The following is a 22,279-nucleotide window of genomic DNA, read 5'->3' as shown; positions in this document are numbered from 1 at the left end:
GCGGGCGGCGGCGTGGTGCCCGATGCTGGGAGGGTGGACAGGACGCGGGCGCGGCGGCGTACGGTGACGGTCCTGACGGTCCTCGCGGTGGCCGCCTGCTACTACGCGACGGCCCGGCTGGGGCTTCTCCAGCAGTTGGTGCGCGGACAGGTCACCGCGCTCTGGCCGTCGACCGGGATCGCGGTGGCGGCGCTGCTCCTGTTCGGTCTGCGGGTCTGGCCCGGGATCGCGCTCGGCGCCCTTTGCGTGAACATCACCCTCGGGCCCTCGCCCTCGTACGTGCTGGTGATCGCCGCCGGGAACACGCTCGCCCCGGTCTTCTCCGTCCTGCTGCTGCGCCGCGCGGGGTTCCGCGAGGAGCTGGACCGGCTGCGGGACGCGCTGGCGCTCGTCTTCCTGGGCGCGCTGGCGGGCATGCTGATCAGCTCCGTGACGGGGGTCGGTGCCCTGGTCGCCTCGGGGACGCTCTCCCCGGCGGAGTTCTGGCCGACCTGGTCGGTCTGGTGGACGGGCGACGCCATCGGGGTCATGGTCGTGACGCCGTTCCTGCTCGCGCTGCGCAGGGTACGGCCGCCGCTCGACGCGGGACCGGCCCGGTGGGCGGAGGCCGCCGTGCTGGCGGTGGCGACCGGGGCCGTCACCGTCCTGGTCACCGTCGTGGTCGGGGCGCCGCTGCTCTTCCTCGTGTTCCCGTTCCTGGTCTGGGCGGCCTTCCGCTTCGAGCGCGGCGGCGCCGCGTGCTGCGCGCTGGGGGTGTCGGTGCTGGCGGTGCTCGGTGCCGGACGGGGCACCGGGCCCTTCGCCCATCACAGCCTGCTCGCCAACATGATCACGCTCCAGGCGTTCATCGGCACCGCCGCGCTCACCTCGCTGCTGCTGGCCGCGGTCGTCACGGAGCGGAGCGCCACGTACCGGGAGATCAAGCGGCTCTGTGACCAGCTCTCCGGGAAGGTGAGCCGGCAGGAGGAGCCCTGAGCTCACTCCATCGGCCCCGTGTCGGGTGCGCGAAGCGGTGACGCGCCGCAGGCTGACGGGTGACGGCACCGCGACAAGGGCAACCGGACGGCCGCTGAACGGGCGTACGGTCGCCGTAAGAGGTGGAGCCATGCCCCATGTTTCTGCGCATGTCCACGTGTCCCGCCCCGCCGACGAGATCTTCTCGTTCCTGCGGGATCCGCGGAACCTGGCGGAATGGTCCTCGACCATAGAGCGGGTGGTCGAGGGTCCGGTCGCCGCCGAACCGGGCGACGAGTACACCTGCAAGTTCCCCGGCAGACGGCGGATGCACCGGCTGCGGTGCGTCGCGAGCACCCCGGGCGAGTACCTGGCCTTTCGCGGTACGGGCATGTGGACGCCGCTGGGCCGCCACTACCCGGAGGTGGAGTTCCGGCTGAGTCCGGGCGGGGAGGGGACGAAGGTCACCGTCTCGGTCCGGCCCCATCTGGACGGCGGCATGATCATCCTGGCGCCGTTCGTGACGATGGCCTGGCGCCGGGACCTGCCCTCGGAGCTCCACTGCCTGGCCGAGCTGCTGGGCGGCGGGCGGTCGGACGAGGAGCGGGAGGACCGGGATCCGTCCCCGTCCAAGGGCTGACGCGCGGGGGCCGGGGCTGTCCCCCCGGCCCCCGCGCGGCTCGTGCTCAGGGCAGCAGGAAGTCGCGTGCGAGCGCCTCGGCGGCGCGTTCCAGCAGGGGGCCCGCCTGGGCCATGGAGACGGCCGGGTCCGGCTCCAGGTCCGCGAGGGCGTAAGCCCGCCGGATGCCCGCCGCTTCCAGGGCCTCCGGGGGCAGGGCGAGCCGGCCGCAGACCGCCACGGTCGTGACCCCGGCCGCGCGGGCGGCGGCCGCCACCCCGGCCGGTGCCTTGCCGTGCAGGGTCTGCTCGTCGAGGGAGCCCTCCCCGGTGATCACCAGGGTGGCGCGGGCCAGCGCCGGGGCGAAGCCGAGGACGTCGAGCATCACCTCGATGCCGGGGCGGAAGCGGGCGCCGAGGGCGACCAGCGCCCCGTAGCCGATGCCGCCGGCCGCTCCGGCGCCGGGCAGCCGCGCCTGTTCCGGGCCGAGGACGGAGGCGTAGTGGGCGAGCGCGGCGTCGAGGACCGCGATGTCGTCCTCGCTCGCGCCCTTCTGCCTGCCGTAGACCTTGGGGGCGCCCTTCGGTCCGGTCAGCGGGTTGTCGACGTCGCTGGCGAGGATCAGGTCCACCTCGGCCAGCCGGGGATCGAGGCCGGACAGGTCCGCCTTCGCCAGGGCGGCCAGCCCGCCGCCGCCGGGGCCGACCGGCTCGCCGTCACCGTCCAGGAAGCGGGCCCCGAGTGCGGTGAGCATGCCCGCGCCGCCGTCCGTGGTCGCGCTGCCGCCGACACCGAACACGAGGGTGCGGGCCCCGGCGTCCAGCGCGGCGGCGAGGAGTTCGCCGGAGCCGTACGTGGTGGCCGTCAGCGGGGCGAAGACCCCCGCGGGCAGGTGCTGGAGGCCCGAGGCCTCGGCCATCTCCACGACCGCCGTGGTCCCGCGCAGCGCGTACGCCGCGGTCACCGGCTCCCCCAGCGGCCCGGTCACCCGCGCCTCGCGCCGCTCGAACCCGGCGGCCACCGCCGCCGCGACCGTGCCGTCGCCGCCGTCCGCCACCGGCAGGGTCTCCACCCGCACCCCGGGCACGGCCCGTCGCAGCCCGGCCGTCACCCGCTCCGCGACCTGCACGGCCGTGAGCGAGCCCTTGAACTTGTCCGCCGCGACGAGCACGCGTGCGGTCTCCATCACTGCTCCGTCCGCCACCTTGCATCCCTTGCTCTCGAACAGGCAGTCGCGCCGCCCCGACCCTATCCGCAGCGGATACCCCCTGCCCAGAGCCCTGGTCGCCCGGTTGCGCCCGGCCGATACGCTGCCCGCGTGACCACTTCTGACTACGCCGCGTACATCGCCGGACTCCCCCGGGTGCTGGCCGCCGCGGCCACGCTGTTCCGGGACGAGCGGGGGCGGGTGCTGCTCGTCGAGCCGAACTACCGGAAGGGCTGGGCGCTGCCCGGCGGGACCATCGAGTCCGACGAGGGCGAGACCCCCCGGCAGGCCGCGCGGCGCGAGACCGCGGAGGAGATCGGGCTGGACCTGCCGCCGGGGCGGCTGCTCGCCGTGGACTGGACGCGCGGCCCGCACCGTCCGCCGATCGCCGCGTACGTCTACGACGGCGGGGTGCTGGACGCGGCGCGGCTGGCGGCGATCCGGCTCCAGGAGGAGGAGCTGCTGTCCTGGCGGCTGGTGGAGCCCTCGGAGACCGACCGCTATCTGCTCGGTCCGCTCGCCTCGCGGGTACGGGCGGCGCTGGAGGTGCTCGGTCACGGCGGGGGGCCGGTGGAGCTGGAGGACGGGCGACCGGTGGAGGTCCGGCCCGGGGAGGAGTACGGCACCCGGATCACCCCATAGTCGCATACGAGTCGAATTCCCGTTGCGCCCCGTTGTGCTGACGGGGCGTCACCTGGTAGTCCGGTCGACGGCTGCCGGAATCGTGCGTTCATGTGCTCTTGGTCCGCCGTGCACGCCGGACCGGCATCATCCGGAACTCCACGGACAGCGGAGGGATCATGCGTACGCACTCGGGACTCCTTGGTGGGCGGCCGGCCGCGGCCGTCGCCGCACTGGCCTGCGCGGTGGTCGTCGCCACCGCGCCGACGGCGCTGGCCGGACCGGCACCGGCCACCGCGCCCGCCGCCCGCTCCACCCTGCCGTCGTCGGTCGACGGCGGTGCCTGGCAGTCCGGCCATCTCCAGGGCATGGCCATCGACCGCCGCAAGGGCTTCATGTACTTCTCGATGACCAATCTGCTGGTCAAGACGGATCTCGCCGGCAGACCGGTCGGCTCGGTCACCGGCTTCACCGGGCACCTCGGCGACCTGGACTTCAACGAGAAGGACGGCCGGGTCTACGGCTCGCTGGAGTACAAGGAGGCGAAGTCCTTCTACATCGCGATCCTCGACGTCGACCGCATCACCCGGATGAACATGGACGCCCAGTCCACCGGGGTCGTCTCGACCATCCACCTCAAGGAGGTCGTGAAGGACTTCACCGCCGACATGAACGGCGACGGCGTCTTCGACGGCGACACCGGCGCCACCCCCGACCATCGCTACGGCTGCAGCGGCATCGACGGCGTCGCGTTCGGCCCGGCCTTCGGCGACCGGCGCGGCAAGCGCGCCGGGACGCGGCTGACCGTGGCGTACGGCGTGTACGCCAACACGGGCCGCACCGACAACGACCACCAGGTGCTGCTCCAGTACGACGTCTCCCGGTGGAGGAAGTACGAGCGCCCGCTGACCGAGTCGGCCCCGCACACCAGCGGCCCCGCCCGGGTCGGCGGCAAGTTCTTCGTGTACACCGGGAACACCACGTACGGCGTGCAGAACCTGGAGTACGACGGGCACAGCGGCAACTGGCTGATGGCGGTCTACAAAGGCACCAAGCCCGGCTTCCCGAACTACTCGGTCTTCGCCGTGGACGGGTCCCGCAAGCCGGTGCGCGGCCCGGTGCGCGGGCAGCAGCGCCCGGAGCGCGGCCTGCTGCTGTCGCTGCTGCGCGCGGGTGCGCAGGACCCCGCGACCGGTACGCACGGCTGGCCGGCACCGGGCCAGTACGGGCAGTACGGGCTGGTCTCGCTCGACGACGGGAGGTTCTACGTGGCGCGCAGCGGCACGGTCCAGGACGGCGGGGTGACCCGGCAGACCGCCCACGCCCTGCTGAACACCTGGACGGGGCTCACCCCGTCGCCGTTCACCCCCGTCCCCTGACGTCCGCCCCCGCACCGGGGGAAACCGTCTCGCGGAGCCCGCCCGGCGCTGCGTACGCTCGTGGCATGACGCTTGTCGCGATCCTCAGCGGCGCCGGGATCTCCACGGACTCCGGCATTCCCGACTACCGCGGCCCCCAGGGGCTCTGGCGCAAGGACCCGGAGGCGGAGAAGCTCGTCACGTACGACTTCTACATGGCCGACCCGGAGATCCGCCGCCGCTCCTGGCAGATGCGCCGGACCAGCGCGACCTGGGCCGCCCGGCCGAACGCGGCGCACCACGCGGTGGTGGAGCTGGAGCGGTCCGGCACCCCGGTCCGGGTGATCACGCAGAACGTCGACGGTCTGCACCAGCTGGCCGGGCTGCCCGCCCGGAAGGTCCTGGAGCTGCACGGGACGGCGCGCGAGGTGGTGTGCACCGGCTGCCACGCCCGGTCGTCGATGGAGGAGGCGCTGGCCCGGGTGGAGGCCGGTGAGGCCGATCCGCCGTGCACGGCCTGCGGCTCCATCCTGAAGTCCGCCACGGTCATGTTCGGCGAGCGGCTCGATCCGGTGGTGCTGGGCGACGCGATGGCGATCGCCAAGGGCTGTGAGCTGTTCATCGCGGTGGGGACGACGCTTCAGGTGCAGCCCGCCGCCTCGCTGGCCGGGATCGCGGTGGAGCACGGGGCGCGGCTCGTGGTGGTGAACGCGGAGCCGACGCCGTACGACGCACTCGCCGAGGAGGTCGTGCGGGAGCCGATCGGTACGGCGCTGCCCGCGCTGCTGCGGCGGCTGGCTCCTCCGGGCGGCGCGGCCGGGGCGTGAGGGACGCGCTCAGCTCCGGTCGAGCTCCTGCTGCACGCGGCGCGAGGGGCGGAACGTGTAGAGGTCGAGGATCTCCGGCGGTTCGGCCACTCCCGGGCCGCCGGCGGCGACCCAGGCGACGATGTCGTCGGCCGCGTCCGCGTCGTTGACCAGGCCGAGCCAGACCGGGCGGCCGCCCGCGCGACGGCCCTCGGCCGACGGCTGCACGACGATCACGTTGGCCTGCTCGCAGGCGTCCAGGCACTCCACGGCGCGCACCCGGGCCGCTCCCTCCAGCGATCGCCGCAGCCCCGCGAGCTGCCCGGCGTGGTCCAGGCCGGGGACCTTGGGCGTTCCGCAGCAGCAGCCCCGGCAGACGCTGATGGTAGGCCGGGAAGCCCCCTGGTCGGGGACCGTTCCTCGGGTGCGGCGGCTCATGCGGGGCGGCCTCCGGTGCGGGCGCGGGCGATCACCCGGGGACTCTACCCGCCTTCCTTTCGAACATCCGATCGCCCACGACCGGGCGGGGCTGGGGTAGAGTGGGCGGCTGCGAAGGGGAGTAGCCCCGCAAACCGGTCGTCGACACACTGGAGCCCCCGGGTTCCCGGTGGCCGGGCCCGTGGATGGTCGCGGGCGGGCGAGACCTTCGGTCAGGTATGACACGCCCGCATCCGTGGGCGCCGACGTCATGCCGGGCCGAGTGGTCCTCCGGATGCCCACAGTGGCGCTTCGCGAAGGCCCGGGGCCCGGCTCCTAGAAGAAAGCCACCCGGAATGCATCTCGACCCCCTGGCGATCGTCACCGCCTTCGGGCTCATCTTCCTCGCGGAACTCCCCGACAAGACGATGTTCGCGTCGCTCGCGATGGGCACCCGCATGCGGCCGCTGTACGTCTGGTTCGGCACGTCGTCCGCGTTCATCGTCCATGTCGCCATCGCGGTGGGGGCGGGCAGCCTGATCGGGCTGCTGCCGGACTGGACCGTCAAGCTCGTCTCCGCCGCCCTCTTCGGGTTCGGGGCGTTCATGCTGCTGCGTTCCGGCGGTGGTGACGACGACGAGGAGGACGGCGGCGCGAAGACGGTGACCGGTTTCTGGCCGGTGTACTCGACCGCGTTCATGGCCGTCTTCATCAGCGAGTGGGGCGACCTCACCCAGATCACCACGGCCAACCTGGCCGCGAGCAACGGCACCTGGTCCACCGCGATCGGGTCGGCCGCCGCCCTGATGTCGGTGTCGGCGCTGGCGCTGCTCGCCGGGCGCTTCATCGCCAAGCGGGTGCCGCTGAAGACGGTCCAGCGGATCGGCGGACTCTGCATGCTGGGGCTGGCGATCTGGACCCTGGTGGAGATCTTCGTCGGCTGACGCCGAACGGACGGGCCCGGACCACCCCTGCCGAGGGGGGTGGTCCGGGCCCGTCCGCGGTTCAGAACAGGGCCGGGGTGTCCTCGGCCGTGCCGCTCTCGAAGGACAGCAGCCGCTGCTTGCGGTCGAGCCCGCCGCCGTAGCCGGTGAGGCTTCCGGAGGCGCCGACGACCCGGTGGCAGGGGACGATGATGCCCACCGGGTTCTTGCCGTTGGCCAGCCCCACGGCGCGGGAGGCGCCCGGCTTGCCGAGCTCCTCGGCCAGTTCGCCGTACGAGCGGGTCTCGCCGTACGGGATGTGCTGGAGCAGCGCCCAGACCTCGCGCTGGAAGGGGGTGCCGTCCAGTCGCAGCGGCAGGTCGAAGTCGCGCAGTTCCCCGGCGAAGTAGGCGTCGAGCTGGCGGACCGGCTCGGTGAAGGGGCGCGGGTCGGGCGCGCCGAAGGTCTCCTCGGCCGGGCGGTGGCGCTGCCCGGTCATGTAGAGGCCGCAGAGGACGCCGTCGGCGGCGACGAGGGTGAGCGGGCCGTACGGGCTGTCGACGACGGTGTGCCGTCGGGTCGCCGGGTCCGTGGATGTCGTGGTCATGGCTGGGCTTCCCGGTCGTGGTCAGGTGGGCAGGTGGTTGATGGGGTGGTCGTCGACGGTCCACAGGTACTGCACCGCGTACGCCCGCCACGGGCGCCAGGCGGCGGCACGGGCGGTGAGCGCCGCGGGGGTGGCCGGGAGACCGAGGTGCGCGGCCGCGCGCCGGATGCCGAGGTCGGTGGGGAGGAAGGCGTCCGGGTCGCCGAGGGCCCGCATGGCGATCACGTCGACGGTCCAGGGGCCGAAGCCGGGCAGGGCGGCCAGCTGGGCGCGGGCCCGTTCGCGGTCGGTTCCGGTGTCGAGCCGCAGCGATCCGTCGGCGAGCGCGGTCACCAGGGTGGTGAGCGTGGTGCGGCGGCTGCGCGGCAGGGCGAGCTGTTCGGGGTCGAGTCCGGCGAGCTGTTCGGGGCCGGGGAAGAGGTGGGTGAGGCCGCCGCCCTCCGGGTCGTCGACGGGGTGGCCGTGCGCGGTGACCAGGCGTGCCGCGTGGGTGCGGGCGGCGGCGGTCGAGACCTGCTGGCCGAGGACGGCGCGTACGGCGAACTCGGCGCCGTCGACGGTACGCGGCACCCGGCGCCCCGGCGCCGCCTCGACCAGCGGGGCGAGGAGCGGGTCGGCGCGGAGCTGCTCGTCGACGGCGACCGGGTCGGCGTCCAGGTCGAGCAGCCGGCGGCAGCGGCTGATCGCGAGGGTGAGGTCGCGCGGGTCGGTGAGGTGGAGCCGGCAGACGATGTGGCCGGGGCGCGGGGCGAGGGCGACGGTGCCGTGCCCGTGGCGCAGCGCGAGGGTGCGGCGGTAGGCGCCGTCGCGCCACTCCTCGACGCCGGGGACGGCGGTGGCGGCGAGGTGGCCGAAGAGGTTGCTCGGGTTGAGCGGGGCCCGGTACGGCAGGCGCAGCGTGATCGCGCCCGGGGTGGCCGGCGGCCTCGTCTCCCGGGCGGCGCGGTCGCGCAGCTCGCCCGGGGTGAGGGCGAAGACCTCGCGGACGGTCTCGTTGAAGGTGCGGACCGAGGAGAAGCCGGCGGCGAACGCGACGTCCGCCATGGGCAGCCCGGTCGTCTCGATGAGCACCCGGGCGGTCTGGGCGCGCTGGGCGCGGGCCAGGGCGAGCGGTCCGGCGCCCAGTTCGGCGTGGAGCTGGCGCTCGATCTGGCGGGCGGAGTAGCCGAGCCGGTTCGCGAGTCCGGCGACGCCTTCCCGGTCGACGACGCCGTCCTGGATCAGCCGCATCGCGCGGGCGACCAGATCGGCCCGGGCGTCCCACTGGGGGGAGCCGGGGCTGGTGTCGGGGCGGCACCGCTTGCAGGCCCGGAAGCCGGCCTGCTGGCAGGCGGCCGCGCTGGGGTAGAAGGTCATGTTCTCGGCCTTGGGCGGCACGACCGGACAGCTGGGACGGCAGTAGATCCGGGTGGTCAGGACCGCCGTGAAGAACCAGCCGTCGAAGCGGGCGTCCTTGGACCGGACGGCCCGCACACAGCGCTCGGTGTCGGTGTACATGGGTCAAGCATCCGTCGTCCGGGGCCCCTGAGGCTGGCGAGAATCCGACATCAACCTCCGGCTGCCAGGACTTCTCCGATGCCCGGTGGACCGTACGCGTGGGGCCCGGGTCCGGTGGACGTTCAGCGCTGCGCAGCCAGGGCCGACTCGAACTCCACGTACGCGTGGTCGTCGAAGAGGACGAACCGCACCTCCTCGACGGGCGGCACGGCCTCCTCGATCACCGTGCGGACGGCGATCCGCGCCCCGTCGTCCAGGGGCCAGCCGTAGATGCCGGTCGAGATGGCGGGGAAGGCGACGGTGCCCGCCCCCAGCTCCGCCGCCACCCGCAGGGACTCGCGGTAGCAGGAGGCGAGCAGGGCGGAGCGGTCCTCGACGCTGCTCCAGACCGGCCCCACGGTGTGGACCACCCAGCGCGCGTCGAGCGCGCCGGCCGTGGTGGCGACCGCCTGGCCGGTGCGCAGGCCCTTTCCGTAGTGCGAGGCGCGCAGCTTCCGGCAGGCGGCGAGGATCTCCGGGCCGCCGCGCCGGTGGATCGCGCCGTCGACCCCGCCCCCGCCCAGGAGGGAGGAGTTGGCCGCGTTGACGATGACGTCGGCGGACTGCCGGGTGAGGTCGCCGCGGACCAGCCTGACGGTGACGCCGTGGGAAGTGCGCATGACGGACATCATGCCGTGCCCCGGGCTCACGTCGCCCGCAGACGGCGCCAGACCGCCTTCGCCGCGTGGTGGCCGCACATGCCGTGCACTCCGGGGCCGGGAGGGGTCGCCGAGGAGCACAGGAAAACCGCTGGGTGGGCCGTCGCGTACGGGACCCGGGCGAGCTTGGGGCGGATCACGGTCTGGAGTCCGGCGAACGCGCCGCACGCGATGTCGCCGCCGACGTAGTTGGCGTTGCGCGCGGCGAGCTGGGGCGGGCCGGCGACGGCGCGGGCGAGCACCAGGTCGCGGAAGCCGGGGGCGAAGCGCTCCAGTTGGCGTTCGATGACGTCGGTGGCGTCGCCCTCCCAGCCCGCGGGGACGTGTCCGTAGGCCCAGAAGACGTGTTTGCCCTCGGGGGCGCGGGACGGGTCGACGAGGCTGGGCTGGGCGGTGATCAGGAACGGCACGCTCGGGTCCTGCCCCCGCACCGCGGCGGTCAGCGCGGCGTCGATCTCACCGGCCGTGGGGCCGATGTGGACCGTGCCGGCCCGGCGGGCCTCCTCGGCGGTCCAGGGGACGGGGCCGGACAGCGCGTAGTCGATCTTGAAGCAGGAGGCGCCGTACCGGAAGCCCTGGTAGGCGCGGCCGAGACCGGCGATGCGGGCCAGGGCGGTCGGCGAGGTGTCGAAGACGTAGGCGCGGGCGGGCGGCAGCTCGTCGAGCCGCCGGACCTCGGTTCCGGTGCGGATCGTGCCGCCCTGTTCGCGTACGTAGCCGGCCAGGGCGTCGGAGATCGCCTGCGAGCCGCCGCGCGGCACGGGCCAGCCCCGCTCGTGCGCCGCCAGCGCGAAGAGGAGGGCGATCCCGGCGGTGGCCGGGCCGCTGGTGGGGGCGATGGCGTGGGCGGCGAGCCCGGCGAACAGGCCGCGCGCCTTCGCGTCGCGGAAGCGGCGGGAGAGGAGCGAGGCGGGCTGGATGGCGTCGAGCCCGAACCGGACCCAGCGGTAGGGGTCGCGGGGCAGCCCGTCCCAGGGGGTGCGCAGGAAGTCCTGGGCGAGGGTCTCCCAGTGGCCGAGGTAGGGGGCGACGAGTCTGCGGTAGGCGCCCGCGTCGCGGGGCCCCAGGGACATGGCGCTCTCGCCCACCGAGCCGGTGAGCACGGCGGCCGTGCCGTCCGGGAAGGGGTGGGCGAGCGCCAGCTCGGGCTGGATCCACTCCAGGCCGTGCCGGGCGAGCGGCATCGTGTCGAACGCGGGCGAACCGATGGCCAGCGGATGGACGGCGGAACAGGGGTCGTGGCGGAAGCCGGGGAGGGTGAGCTCCTCGGTGCGGGCCCCGCCCCCGACGGTCTCCTCCGCCTCGAAGACCTCCACGGAGAAGCCCCTGCGGGCCAGTTCGGCCGCGGCGGTCAGTCCGTTGGGCCCCGCCCCCACGACGACGGCATCGAGCATCGACGTCACCTTCGGACTCCTTCGTCAGCCGACGGCCAGGAGAGCCAGGATATTCGGCGCCACCGACAGTCCCGCCGCGGGTAGGGTCACCGCCCGATGAACACCTCGGATTCCCGCGCCGTGTCCGCTCCGGCCCCCGCCCCCGTCCTGCCCGCCCGTATCGCCGCGATGGCGTCCGGGCTCGCCGCCGTGCCCGGCGTCCGGGCCGTCGCCCTCGGCGGCAGCCGGGCCCGCGGCGCCCACCGCCCCGACTCCGACTGGGACCTCGGGGTGTACTACCGGGGCGCCCCCGACACGGCCGCGCTCGCCGCGCTGGCCTCCGGGTTCCAGGGCTCCCCCGTCGAGGTCGCCGGGCCGGGCGGCTGGGGCCCCTGGGTGGACGGCGGGGCCTGGCTGCGGGTGGACGGCGTCCAGGTCGACTGGATCCTGCGCGACCTGGACCGGGTGGAGGCGGTCTGGGCGGACTGCCGCGAGGGCCGGTACGAGGTGGGCGTACAGCCCGGCCATCCGCTCGGCTTCTGGTCCCCCGCGTATCCGGGCGAGGTGGCGCTGGGGCGGGTACTGGCCGATCCGCGCGGGGAGCTGGCGCCGCTCAGGGAGGAGACCCTGCGCTATCCGGAGCCGTTGCGCGCGGCGCTCGTCGCGGCGGCCTGGGAGGCGGACTTCTCGGTGGCCGCCGCCCGCAAGTCGGCCCCCGGCGGGGACGCGCTGCACGTCTCCCTGTGCCTGTCCCGGGCGTTCGGGGTCCTCGCACAGTCCCTCCACGCCCACCACCGGGCCTGGTGCCTGAACGAGAAGGGGGCCACGGCCGCCGCGGCCGCCCTGCCGGACGCCCCGGCGCGCTACGCGGAGCGGGTCGGCGCGGCGCTGCGGGGGCTGGATCCGGCGGCGGTGGAGCTGGCGGCGGAGCTGGTCGGGGAGGTGCGCGCGGCCTGCGGCGGGTGAGGCGCCCCGGTCAGGCCCCGGTGCGCAGGGCCGCCAGGACGCGGGCGGCGGTCGCCTCGTCACGGGCCGCCGTGAACGGCAGGGTGTTGCCGCCGGCGATACGGAACGGCGCGCCGGAGAGCGTGGTGTGCGTGCCGCCCGCCTCGGCGACCAGCAGCAGCCCCGCCGCGTGGTCCCAGGCGTACTCCCAGGTGAAGGCGACCGCGTCCAGCGCGCCCCGGGCGATGTCGAGGTATTCGAGGCCGGCCGAGCCGCAGGGCCGGGCGGCGATCCCGTCGGTGCGCAGCCCCAGCAGGGCGCGCTTCTGCTCGTCGGTGGTGTAGTCCGGGTGCGACGACGCCACGTGCAGCGGCTCGCCGGAGGCGGGTGAGCCGGAGCGTATCGCCTCGCCGTCGAGGGTGGCGCCGCCGCCGCGTACGGCGACGGCCATCAGGTCCTGGGCCGCGGCGTACGTCCACGAGGCGAGGAGTTCGCCGCGGTGGGCGAGGGCGACCAGGGTGCAGAAGCCCGGCTCGCCGTGGACGAACTGGCGGGTGCCGTCGATCGGGTCGACGATCCACACGGGGGCGTCGCCGCCGAGGGCGTCGTAGACCTTCGGGTCGGCGTGCACCGCCTCCTCACCGACGACGACCGAGCCGGGCAGCAGCCGGGTCAGGGAGGCGGTGAGGTGTTCCTCGGCGAGGCGGTCGGCGGTGGTGACGAGATCGTACGGGCCGTTCTTCTCGATGATCTCGTCCTCGGCGAGCTGCCGGAAGCGGGGCATGATCTCGGCGGCGGCCGCTGCGCGGACCGCCGCCTGGACCTCGGTCGAACCGTCGGTGAGGAGTGCGTCGTACATGCCCCCAGCCAATCACGTCCCGCCGGAGCGCCGACGACCCGGTCGTGGCGGGAGCATGGCCGCTCAGCGACCGACGGCGTAACCCTGCATGCCGCGCGGGTTGGCCGCGGCGGACAGCACCCCGGTCCCCGGGTCCCGGGCCACGGCGCACAGCCTGCCCTCGGACCAGGGTTCGCCGACGGTGACGTCATGGCCCCGGCGGCGCAGCTCCGCGACGATCTCCGGGTCGGTGTTCCCCTCGACGGTGACGCTGCCGGGGCGCATCCCGCGCGGGAAGAAGGAGGCCGGGAAGCTGTCGGTGTGCCAGTTCGGGGCGTCGACGGCGCCCTGGAGGTCGAGCCCGCCGCGGACCCGGGCGCGCAGGGCCACCGCCAGGAAGAAGTGCACCTGCCACTGGTCCTGCTGGTCACCGCCGGGCGTGCCGAACGCCAGCACGGGGACCCCGTCGCGCAGCGCGAGCGACGGGGAGAGGGTGGTGCGGGGGCGGCGGCCGGGGGTGAGGGAGTTGGGCAGCCCCTCTTCGAGCCAGGTCATCTGGAGCCGGGTGCCGAGCGGGAAGCCGAGCTCCGGCACGACGGGGTTGGACTGGAGCCAGCCGCCGCTGGGGGTGGCGGAGATCATGTTGCCCCAGCGGTCCACCACGTCGAGGTGGCAGGTGTCTCCCCGGGTCGTCCCGTCCTTCGCCACGGTCGGCTCGCCGACCCCGGGGGCCGGGGCGGTGTCGGGGGCGGGCCCGGCGGCGCCCGACACCAGGGCCCTCACGTGCGCGCCGAGCACCGGTTCGCGGCCGCCCGGGCGGCCGGGGCGCAGCGCGTGCGAGGCCGTGCCGGTGATCAGGGCGCGACGTTCGGCGTTGTACGGCTCGGAGAGCAGCGCGTCGAGCGGGACGTCGGCGGCGTCGCCGTACCAGGCCTCCCGGTCGGCCATCGCGAGCTTGCAGCCCTCGATGAGGAGGTGGACGTAGTCGGCGCTGCCGTAGCGGGGCAGTTCGGCGGGGAGCAGGGCGAGCTGCTGGAGGAAGGCGGGGCCCTGGCTCCAGCCGGGTGCCTTGGCGAGCGTCCAGCCGTTCCAGTCGTAGGTGGCGGGCGCCTCGTAGGAGGCGGACCAGCCGGCGAGGTCGGCGGCGGTGAGGGTGCCGGTGTGTCGGGAGCCGGTGGTGTCCATGGTGGGGCGGGCGGCCTGGCGGACGAGGGCCTCGGCGACGAATCCCTCGCGCCAGATCCGGCGGGCGGCCTCGATCTGCGCGGTCCGCTCCGTGCCGCCGTTCTCCTCCGCCTCGGCGATCAGGCGGCGCCAGGTCGCGGCGAGCCGGGGGTTGCGGAACAGCTCACCGGGCCGGGGCGGGCGGCCGCCGGGCAGGTACACCTCGGCGGAGGAGGGCCATTCGGTCTCGAAGAGTCGGCGGACGGTCTCCACGGTCCGGCCGACCCGCTCGACGGGGGCGTGGCCGTCCTCGGCGTAGCCGATCGCGTACCGGAGCACCTCGGCGAGGCCCTTGGTGCCCTGGTCGCGCAGGAGCAGCATCCAGGCGTCGAAGGAGCCCGGTACGGCGGAGGCGAGCGGTCCGGTGCCGGGGACCAGGTCGAGGCCGAGGGAGCGGTAGTGGGCGATGGTCGCACCGGCCGGGGCGGGGCCCTGGCCGCACACCACGCGCACCTCGCCGTCGCGCGGCGCGATGATCATCGGTGTCTCGCCGGCCGGGCCGTTGAGGTGGGGTTCGACGACGTGCAGGACGAATCCGGCGGCGACGGCCGCGTCGTAGGCGTTGCCGCCGTCCTCCAGGACCGCCATCGCGGACTGCGAGGCGAGCCAGTGGGTGGACGACACCATGCCGAAGGTTCCCCGGAGGGTGGGCCGGGTGGTGAACACAGGGTCTCTCACCTCGCTGTCTGCTCGCTTCGGCCCAACTCGTGGACGCGGGGTCGGTCCTGGGGAGGATCCGGGGAGTCCGCGCCGGGGCTTTCCGTCCCCCGCTCCCCGGCGGACGGCCGATCGCCCGGCGCCCCCTCTTCCCGGCCTCCGGCATGAAGTGGGCGTAGTGGTCGAGGGCGATGGTAGGCGACGAGTGCCCCGGTCACGTGGCGAGGGTCACGGCCGACTCTCCTGCGTCGAGGGGACAGCGGCCGCCGGACCCGCCGGGGCGGGGTGGGGAAAACCCCACCGCCAAGTCTCGACCTGGCTGTCATGACCCGGGCCAAAGAGTTGGCTGCAATGGTCCGGTGCTGACTCGCCGGGTACAACAGACCCTGAACGTCCGGAAGTTGTGGTGCTGCGGATGGCTCGTGGCCGCGGTGTGGGCCGCCGCGTTTCCGTTGGTTTCGACGCTCGGGCCGCACCGCTTCTGGGGGGCGAGCGCCTGCGTCGGGTATCTGTGTGCGGCCGTTGTGGTGCTCTGCTCGCGCTCGCACGGCCAGGTCGTCTCGGTGTGGATCGCCGGGGTCGGGGCCGTTCTCGTGCCGCTCGCGGTGCTCGTGCTGACCGGTGAGGCGCAGATCGAGGTCGACGTGGTGGAGCGGGCCGGGCTTCTGACGTTGCGTCAGGGCACTCCTTATCTGGCCGATCCGCAGTCCGTGGCGGAGGTCACTCCCTATCTGCCGGGCATGGCGCTGTTCGGGTTGCCGAAGGCGCTGCCGGGTGACGGCTGGGAGACGTTGCGGTTCCTCGGGGACGCGCGGCTCTGGTTCGCGGCGGTGTTCCTCGGGTGCCTGTGGGCAGCGGGCCGTGTCCTTGGTGGCAGGGGTGTCGGCCAGGTCGTCGGTGCCGCGTTGATCGTCTCGCCGGTGGTGGCGCTGCCGCTCACGGTCAGCGGTGTCGATCTGCCGCTCACCGGACTGCTCTGCCTGGCACTGGCGTCGGCCGCCCGGCACCGTCCGGTGGCCGCCGGGATCGCGCTCGCGCTGGCGTGCTCCTTGAAGTGGACGGCGTGGCCCGCGCTCGCCGTCGTCGCGGCGCTCCTGGCCACCCGCTCGGGACCGGGTGCCGCTGTCCGCGCCACGGTGGTGGCGGTGACCGGGACGGTGCTGGCGATCCTGCCGAGCGCCCTGTTGTCGCCGGGCCCGCTGGTCCAGCAGGTCTTCGCCTTCCCCGCCGGGCGGGGCGAGTGGGAGACCCCGGCGGCGAGCCCGCTGCCCGGACGGCTCCTCGCGGACCTCGGCCCGTACGGCTGGTATGCGGCGACGGCCCTGTTGGCGGCAGGCGGGCTGGCCGTCGCCGTCTCGCTGTGGGTCCGGCCGCCGGCCGGCCTGGTTCCGGCCGCCGACCGGCTGGCGGTGGGGCTCTGTACGGCCTTCCTGCTGGCTCCGGCGGGGCGGTTCGGTTACCTGGCGCTGCCGGTCTTCCTCGGCGTGTGGGGCCGGCTGGCCGACCCGGCGCGCCGGCCGGCACCCGCCAGGAGCCTCGTCGCGGTGGCCGGCCCCGCAGCCCGTCCGTCCCGGCCGGCGGTGAACGGTGAATGCTCGGCGTACCGCGAGTGACCCGGACGGCCGCGCCCCGGTGGAAATCCGGCCCGGCAGCGCGGTGCCGGCACTCAGGCGGCGGGGTCCTCGCGGCGCAGATGGGCGAGCACGGCGAGGACCCGGCGGTTGCCCTCGGCCGGGTCGAGCTCCAGCTTCATGAAGATGCTGCTGGCGTGCTTGACCACCGACGCCTCGGTGATGGTGAGCCGCTGGGCGATGGCCTGGTTGTTGAGGCCCTCCGCCATCACGGCGAGCACCTCCCGCTCGCGGGGGGTCAGCCGCTGGAGCGGCTTGTCGGCGGCCCCTTGCTGGAGCAGTACCCGCACCACCTCCGGGTCGATCACGGTCTGCCCGGCGGCGACCCGGTCGAGGGCGTCGAGGAATTCGGTGACGTCCCCCACCCGGTCCTTCAGGAGGTAGCCGAGGCCGCCCGCCGTCGACGAACCGCCCAGCAGCTGGGTGGCGTAGGCGGTGGCGACGTACTGCGACAGCACCAGCACCGGCAGGGACGGATCCTCGCGGCGCAGCTCCAGGGCCGCGCGCAGCCCCTCGTCGCGGAAGCCGGGCGGCATCCGTACGTCGGTGATGACCACGTCCGGCCGGTCCGCCCGCACCGCGCGGGCCAGTTCCTCCGCGTCCCCGACGGCGGCGGTCACCTGGTGCCCGACCCGGGAGAGCAGTTCGACCAGTCCGGCACGGAGCAGGACGGCGTCCTCTGCCAGCACTACGCGGAGCACGGAACCGGCACCTCCACCCGGAGCTGTGTGGGTCCGCCGACGGGACTGGTCACGATGAGCCTGCCTTTCAGAATGGCCACGCGGTCCGCCAATCCTTGCAGACCGGCACCGGCCTCGGGGTCGGCGCCGCCGTGGCCGTCGTCGGTGACGAGCAGGACGAGGGTGTCGTCCCGGACCCGGCCCACGATGGACACCTGGTCCGCGCCGCTGTGCTTGGAGGCGTTGGTGAGTGCCTCGGTGATCGTGAAGTACGCCATGGTCTCCATGGCGGACGGCAGCCGGTGCGGCAGATCCAGGTCGACGACGACGGGAATCGGATTGCGCAGGGCGAGTTCGGCGACCGCGGCGGGCAGCCCGTGGTCGGTGAGCACCTGCGGATGGATACCGCGTACCAGCGAACGCAGCTGGTCCAGGGCCTGGCGGGCCTCGCCCCTCGCCCGGGTGACGAGCTCCTTGGCGCCCGATTCCCCGCCGCGCAGCTCCAGTTCGGCCAGCCCCAGTGTCATGGTGAGCGCCACCAGCTGCTGCTGGGCGCCGTCGTGCAGGTCCCGCTCGATCCGGCGGCGCTCGGCCTCGAAGGCGTCGACCAACCGGGCCCGGGAGCGGGTGAGTTCGATGACCCGGCTTTGGAAGTCCTCGTCGCGGGCGGAGAGCAGGACCTGGGCGACGCGTACCTGGAGACCGGCAAGCAGGCCGCCCGCGTACGCCGAGACCACCAGGCCGAACAGCCCGGCGGCGCTGCCGGGCAGAGCGGCGACGGGGTCGGAGATCGGCTGCCCGGGCACCAGCATCACCGTGTCGGGGGCGATGGCCCAGACGATCACCGGGGTCACCGTGAGGACCAGCGAGAGCCCGAGCAGCGCGGCGAAACCGATGCCCGTCGCCGTGAAGACGAACCCGAGCAGCAGCGCGTACGCCAGCTCCCGCCAGGTCGCCCGCTCCCGCAGCCGGGTACGCAGCCACGGCAGCGCGCTCGTCCCGGGCAGGGAGCCGTGCGGGTCGAGCGGCGGTTCCGGTTCCACGAGCCGCAGCCGGCGCCGTTCCAGGGCCGCGACGGGGACTCCGAGGACCGCCAGGGCCAGCAGGAGCAGCAGTCCGACACCCACCACCGACAGGCCCACACCGGCCAGGAACAGCGCGGCGCACAGAAACAGCACCACCGCTCCCACGACCAGGCCGCTCAGCAGGAAGGCCCAGCAGCGCCAGGGCCAGGCGGAGACCAGGAAGCGCATCGGGCGCCGTCGCACGGCCTCCCAGACGGCGACACTCATCGGTCCGTGTTCCTCCGGAGGATCTGGGGCCGGCGGATGCACCGGGACGGCGATCGAGTGGGGTTCACCTGGAACTCTAACCGCCCGGCGGTGGCCCGGCAGTAGGGAAAACCCTCCCCCCGACACTCCTCGCAGCCCCACTGCCCCGGGCCCGTGTCTCTGCTGGACTGGGAACATGCCACTGCTCACGGACATTCAGCTCCCCGCCATCCAGCTCTCGGCCGTCTCCAAGAGCTATCCGAGCGCCGCGGGTCCCGTACCCGTGCTGCGCGAGGTCAGCGTGGGCTTCCCCCAACGGGCGCTGACCGCGGTGATGGGTCCTTCCGGTTCCGGCAAGACCACGCTGCTGAACTGCGCGGCGGGGCTCGACAAGCCCGACACCGGCAGGGTCCTGCTGGGTGAGACCGACCTGGCGGCCTGCGGGGAAAGCGAGCTGACCGTCGTGCGCCGCAGCCGCATCGGCTTCGTCTTCCAGCAGTTCAACCTGCTGCCGATGCTGACCGTGTACGAGAACGTGGCACTGCCGCTGCGGCTGCAGCGCGGGCGGGTGCGACGGGACCGGATCATGGAGGCGTTGCAGCAGGTGGGTCTTGGGGACAAGGCGGGCCGGCGCCCGGCACAGCTCTCCGGCGGCCAGCAGCAGCGGGTGGCCATCGCGCGGACGCTGGTGGCCGAACCGGAACTCGTGTTCGCCGACGAGCCCACCGGCTCCCTGGACCGCCGCAGCGGGCGGCAGATCATGGAGCTGCTGCGCGACACGGTCGACCGGGCCGCGCGCACGGTGGTGATGGTCACCCACGATCCGGCGGCCGCCGCCTGCGCGGACCGTGTCATCTTCCTCTCCGACGGTCACATCGTCGGCAAGCTCGACCACCCGACGGCCGAAGCGGTCGCTCAGCAGCTCAGCCTCTGGGAGCAGTGATGTGGCGCATCTCGTTGCAGTCGGTACGGCACTACTGGGCCCTGTTCGCCGGGACGTTCGTCGCGCTCGCGCTCGGCGTCGCGCTGATCGGCGTCTCGGCGGCGGCGCTGGCGGCGACCTGGGCGGTGGACGGGACGCCGGACGGCTCGAACCCCACGGCGACCTTGAAGGACGGCGCCGGCACGGCCCACACCCTCTCCAGCGGTGATCTGGACATGGGCGGGGTGCAGAGCGTGCTGGCGATGGCCGGGGTGGTGTCGGCGTTCGTGACGGTCTTCGTCATCGCCGGGACCTGTGCCTTCGGCATCGCGCTGCGCCGCCGCGACATGGGGTTGCTGCGTCTGGTGGGGGCGGGCGGCGGCCAGGTCCGCCGGATGGTGCTCGGCGAGTCCCTGGCGGTGGCGGTGCCGGCCGCGGCGCTCGGCTGCGCGGTCGCCGCGGTGACGGCGCCGGTCGCCGTCGAGGCGCTGAACGGGACCGGTCTGTCGCCGGTCGACCTGCGGCCGGGCCCGCTGCTGTGGCCCCTGGTGTTCGCCGCGGGCAGCGGACTGGTCATCGCCGTGCTCGGCATGGTGGCCGCCTCGAAGCGGGCCGCGCGGGCACGGCCGAGCGAGGCGCTGCGCGAGGCCGACCTCGACTCCCGCACGATGACGGTGGGGCGCGCCGTGACCGGTGTGCCGGCGCTGCTCGCCGGTGCGGTGATGGTGGCGCTCGCACCGGGCTCGGGCGCCGAGGCGGCGACGCCGCTGGCGCTGTTCGGCACGATGGCGCTGGCCATCGGGGCCACCCTGCTCGGGCCGTGGTACCTGCCGCCACTGCTGCTCCTGATGGCGGTGCCGCTGCGCTGGGCGGACCCGGTGGCGGGACGGCTGGCGGCGGAGTCGGTGCGTACGTCCCGGCGGCGGACCGCGTCGCTGGTGGGGCCGGTGCTGGCGATCCTCGCGATCGTCGGGATCTTCACCACGGTGTTCTCCACCACGGGTGCGGCGACCTCGGCGGACGACCGGGCGCGGACCACCGCCCAGCTCGTGGTCGAGCCCGCCCGGGACGGCGCCACGCTGGACCGGGACACGGTCGACCGGCTGCGGGAGGACCCGCGGGTGGCCGCCGTGTCGGCCCCCGCGCCGCTGGAGATCGCGGTGGCCGGCCCGTACTCGGTGTGGAAGGAGCAGGCGGCGCTGGCGGACCCGGTGGCGCTCTCGCGTACGCACCGGATCACCGTGGTGGGCGGCTCCCTCGGGCCGCTGGAGCCGGGCACGGTGGCCATCTCGAAGGAGTTCTCCGAGTGGTACGGGAACCACGCGGGCTCCACCATCACCTACAGCCTGTTCGGCGGCGAGCCGGTCCGGGCGAAGGTCGCGGCGGTGCTGGACGGCGGTTCCGCCGTGCCTCCGGTGGTGCTGCCGCCGGACACCCGGGGCGCCTCCCCCGCCCCGCGCCCGGAGCGTGCGGCGGTGCTGCTCGACGGGCGGGGCGCGGCCTCTGCCGGGGCCGCCGCGGCGGAGCTCACCGAGCGGCTCGGCGCCGACCGGGTGCGGGTGCTGTCGGCCGACACGTGGTTCGGGCGCACCGGGACCGACCAGGACCGGCTGAACAGCCTGGTGCTGGCCGTGCTGACGGTGCCCGCCTCGCTGTACGCGCTGATCGCGGTGGCGAGCACCCTGGTCATGTCGTACAGCAGGCGCGGCCGGGAGATCGCCGGTATGCGGATGATCGGTGTCAGTGCGGGCCAGGTCCGGCGGATGGCGCTGTGGGAGACCCTGGCCACCACGGTGCTGGGGGCGCTGATCGCGGCCGCGGTGGTCGCGTGGGGCGCCCACGCCTACCGGGGGTCGCTGAGCGTGTACGGCGGCGAGCCTCCGCTGAGCGTGCCGTGGGGCATGCTCGGAACGCTCTTCGCGGCGTGTGTCCTGGTGGGGGTGGTGGTGAGCCTCGCCGCGACCTGTCGCCTCCTGCGGCAGGTCAGCACCGCCACCACGACACCGCACCGGGCTCACCGGATCCCGCAGAAGGTCTGACCCGGCCTCGGGAGGTGTTTCGGGTCCGGTCACGGGTCTCCCCGGCGGAGGTGCGACGCCCCCGACGCACCTCCGCCCGGTACCACGGGCATCCAGGGCGTGTTTGGGCTACTCTCGGGCCGCGCCGCTCCGCCCCCGGCAGGGGTGCTCCCCGCCTCCGTCCGCTCCGTGCCGGTCGCCGTCGTGAACGTAGCGGTGTGCTCCGCGCCGCCCCTATGCTGACAGTCCACACCATTTTTTCGTACCAATCGGCATCACTCACCCATCGGTTGATGGGCACGAACCCGAAGAGCAGGAGTCTCCATGCGCGTCGCGATCGCCGAGGATTCCGCGCTTCTGCGGGCGGGAATGACGAGACTGCTGGCGGACGAGGGCATTGAGGTCGTCGCTTCGCTGGGCGATGCGACGGGCATTCTGGAAGTGGTGCGCAAGGACCGTCCGCACGTGGTCATCATGGATGTCCGGATGCCGCCGACCCATACCGACGAAGGCATTAGGGCCGCGCTGGAGATCCAGCGGCTGGGAACCGGCACCGCCGTCCTGCTGCTCTCCCAGTACGTGGAACCCACCTACGCGGAGGAGTTGGTCCACGGGGCACCGGCCGGGACGGGTTACCTGCTCAAGCAACGGGTGGGCGACTTCGCGGAGTTCCTCTCGGCGCTGCACCGGGTCCGGCAGGGCGAGACGGTGCTGGACTCGGACATCTTCAAGCAGTTCGTGGGAAGTCCGCGCGAGAAGCACGCGACGGAACTACTGTCCCCGCGGGAACGACAGGTGCTGGAACTGATGGCGACCGGGCTGACGAACAGCGGAATCGTCAACCGTCTCGGGATATCCGAGCGCGCGGTGGAGAAACACGTCACGTCGATCCTGGGCAAGCTGAAAATAGCGAACTCGGGCGAGAATCACAGGCGGGTGCTGGCCGTTCTGAACTATCTGCGGGGAACCGACAGGCTCCACGACAAACCCGAATGAGATGCGGTGGGCTCCTG

Annotated in this window: 21 protein-coding genes; 11 read left to right on the top strand and 10 right to left on the bottom strand. The window is 74.0% G+C overall.

The features are described from left to right. The first annotated feature begins 33 nt into the window (after positions 1–33). Positions 34–975: an MASE1 domain-containing protein gene (locus ACWC97_RS31900; protein WP_352279674.1), complete on the top strand. Its 942-nt coding sequence runs from the start codon at positions 34–36 to the stop codon at positions 973–975. Between the two features lie 130 nt (positions 976–1,105). Further along, positions 1,106–1,594, top strand: coding sequence for an SRPBCC family protein (locus tag ACWC97_RS31895; RefSeq protein ID WP_352279675.1), 489 nt, complete (start codon positions 1,106–1,108; stop codon positions 1,592–1,594). Between the two features lie 46 nt (positions 1,595–1,640). Here ACWC97_RS31895 and ACWC97_RS31890 read toward each other — a convergent pair whose 3' ends face one another. Then, positions 1,641–2,759, bottom strand: coding sequence for a glycerate kinase (locus ACWC97_RS31890; protein ID WP_450653116.1), 1,119 nt, complete (start codon positions 2,757–2,759; stop codon positions 1,641–1,643). Positions 2,760–2,891: 132 nt separating this feature from the next. Here ACWC97_RS31890 and ACWC97_RS31885 point away from each other — a divergent pair, with 132 nt between their 5' ends. From ACWC97_RS31885 to ACWC97_RS31875, 3 genes are all read left to right on the top strand, one after another. Continuing rightward, positions 2,892–3,422 (top strand): NUDIX domain-containing protein, encoded by a 531-nt coding sequence (locus ACWC97_RS31885; RefSeq protein WP_385217452.1) that lies wholly within the window; start codon positions 2,892–2,894, stop codon positions 3,420–3,422. 158 nt (positions 3,423–3,580) lie between these two features. Beyond that, entirely contained in the window at positions 3,581–4,780 is a 1,200-nt protein-coding gene (locus ACWC97_RS31880; RefSeq protein ID WP_450653114.1) for a hypothetical protein, read from the top strand. A 65-nt stretch (positions 4,781–4,845) separates the two neighbouring features. Then, entirely contained in the window at positions 4,846–5,586 is a 741-nt protein-coding gene (locus tag ACWC97_RS31875; protein WP_352279682.1) for an SIR2 family NAD-dependent protein deacylase, read from the top strand. Positions 5,587–5,595: 9 nt separating this feature from the next. On the opposite strand, the gene ACWC97_RS31870 is transcribed toward ACWC97_RS31875, so the two are convergent. After that, entirely contained in the window at positions 5,596–6,003 is a 408-nt protein-coding gene (locus ACWC97_RS31870; RefSeq protein ID WP_450653112.1) for a (2Fe-2S) ferredoxin domain-containing protein, read from the bottom strand. A gap of 335 nt (positions 6,004–6,338) precedes the next feature. Between ACWC97_RS31870 and ACWC97_RS31865 the strand changes: the two genes are divergently transcribed. Then, a complete protein-coding gene (locus tag ACWC97_RS31865) occupies positions 6,339–6,926 on the top strand; it encodes a TMEM165/GDT1 family protein (RefSeq protein ID WP_352279685.1) in 588 nt (195 codons plus the stop codon). Between the two features lie 61 nt (positions 6,927–6,987). On the opposite strand, the gene ACWC97_RS31860 is transcribed toward ACWC97_RS31865, so the two are convergent. From ACWC97_RS31860 to ACWC97_RS31845, 4 genes are all read right to left on the bottom strand, one after another. Then, complete coding sequence (locus ACWC97_RS31860) at positions 6,988–7,512, bottom strand: methylated-DNA--[protein]-cysteine S-methyltransferase (protein ID WP_450653110.1); 525 nt, start codon at positions 7,510–7,512, stop codon at positions 6,988–6,990. 21 nt (positions 7,513–7,533) lie between these two features. Continuing rightward, positions 7,534–9,009 carry an AlkA N-terminal domain-containing protein gene (locus ACWC97_RS31855; RefSeq protein WP_352279689.1) on the bottom strand — a complete coding sequence of 492 codons (1,476 nt, stop codon included), beginning with the start codon at positions 9,007–9,009 and terminating at the stop codon, positions 7,534–7,536. Between the two features lie 122 nt (positions 9,010–9,131). Then, on the bottom strand, positions 9,132–9,668 hold the full coding sequence (locus ACWC97_RS31850; protein WP_352279691.1) for an O-acetyl-ADP-ribose deacetylase: 537 nt from the start codon (positions 9,666–9,668) through the stop codon (positions 9,132–9,134). A 26-nt stretch (positions 9,669–9,694) separates the two neighbouring features. Next, complete coding sequence (locus ACWC97_RS31845; protein ID WP_450653151.1) at positions 9,695–11,101, bottom strand: phytoene desaturase family protein; 1,407 nt, start codon at positions 11,099–11,101, stop codon at positions 9,695–9,697. A 96-nt stretch (positions 11,102–11,197) separates the two neighbouring features. Between ACWC97_RS31845 and ACWC97_RS31840 the strand changes: the two genes are divergently transcribed. Next, positions 11,198–12,046 (top strand): nucleotidyltransferase domain-containing protein, encoded by an 849-nt coding sequence (locus ACWC97_RS31840; RefSeq protein WP_352279695.1) that lies wholly within the window; start codon positions 11,198–11,200, stop codon positions 12,044–12,046. Between the two features lie 10 nt (positions 12,047–12,056). Here ACWC97_RS31840 and ACWC97_RS31835 read toward each other — a convergent pair whose 3' ends face one another. Further along, complete coding sequence (locus tag ACWC97_RS31835) at positions 12,057–12,884, bottom strand: inositol monophosphatase family protein (protein WP_352279697.1); 828 nt, start codon at positions 12,882–12,884, stop codon at positions 12,057–12,059. A 63-nt stretch (positions 12,885–12,947) separates the two neighbouring features. Next, on the bottom strand, positions 12,948–14,753 hold the full coding sequence (locus ACWC97_RS31830; protein ID WP_450653107.1) for a gamma-glutamyltransferase family protein: 1,806 nt from the start codon (positions 14,751–14,753) through the stop codon (positions 12,948–12,950). Positions 14,754–15,166: 413 nt separating this feature from the next. Between ACWC97_RS31830 and ACWC97_RS31825 the strand changes: the two genes are divergently transcribed. Beyond that, positions 15,167–16,357, top strand: a complete 1,191-nt coding sequence (locus tag ACWC97_RS31825; protein WP_352279700.1) for a glycosyltransferase 87 family protein — start codon at positions 15,167–15,169, stop codon at positions 16,355–16,357. A gap of 53 nt (positions 16,358–16,410) precedes the next feature. On the opposite strand, the gene ACWC97_RS31820 is transcribed toward ACWC97_RS31825, so the two are convergent. After that, a complete protein-coding gene (locus ACWC97_RS31820) occupies positions 16,411–17,076 on the bottom strand; it encodes a response regulator transcription factor (protein WP_352279702.1) in 666 nt (221 codons plus the stop codon). Then, positions 17,064–18,347, bottom strand: a complete 1,284-nt coding sequence (locus ACWC97_RS31815) for a sensor histidine kinase (RefSeq protein WP_450653105.1) — start codon at positions 18,345–18,347, stop codon at positions 17,064–17,066. Before ACWC97_RS31815 ends, ACWC97_RS31820 begins: the two co-directional genes overlap by 13 nt. A 175-nt stretch (positions 18,348–18,522) precedes the next feature. Between ACWC97_RS31815 and ACWC97_RS31810 the strand changes: the two genes are divergently transcribed. The 3 genes from ACWC97_RS31810 (at position 18,523) to ACWC97_RS31800 (ending at position 22,262) form a co-directional block, all read left to right on the top strand. Next, complete coding sequence (locus ACWC97_RS31810) at positions 18,523–19,269, top strand: ABC transporter ATP-binding protein (RefSeq protein ID WP_450653103.1); 747 nt, start codon at positions 18,523–18,525, stop codon at positions 19,267–19,269. After that, positions 19,269–21,287, top strand: coding sequence for an FtsX-like permease family protein (locus ACWC97_RS31805; protein WP_450653101.1), 2,019 nt, complete (start codon positions 19,269–19,271; stop codon positions 21,285–21,287). The genes ACWC97_RS31810 and ACWC97_RS31805 overlap by 1 nt, the downstream gene beginning before the upstream one ends. A 303-nt stretch (positions 21,288–21,590) precedes the next feature. After that, entirely contained in the window at positions 21,591–22,262 is a 672-nt protein-coding gene (locus ACWC97_RS31800; RefSeq protein ID WP_450653099.1) for a response regulator transcription factor, read from the top strand. The last annotated feature ends 17 nt before the right edge of the window (positions 22,263–22,279 follow it).

The sequence above is a fragment of the Streptomyces sp. NPDC001108 genome (assembly GCF_053598535.1).
Note: the sequence above shows the minus strand (reverse complement) of the source record. Positions and strands in the feature narration are given on the sequence as shown.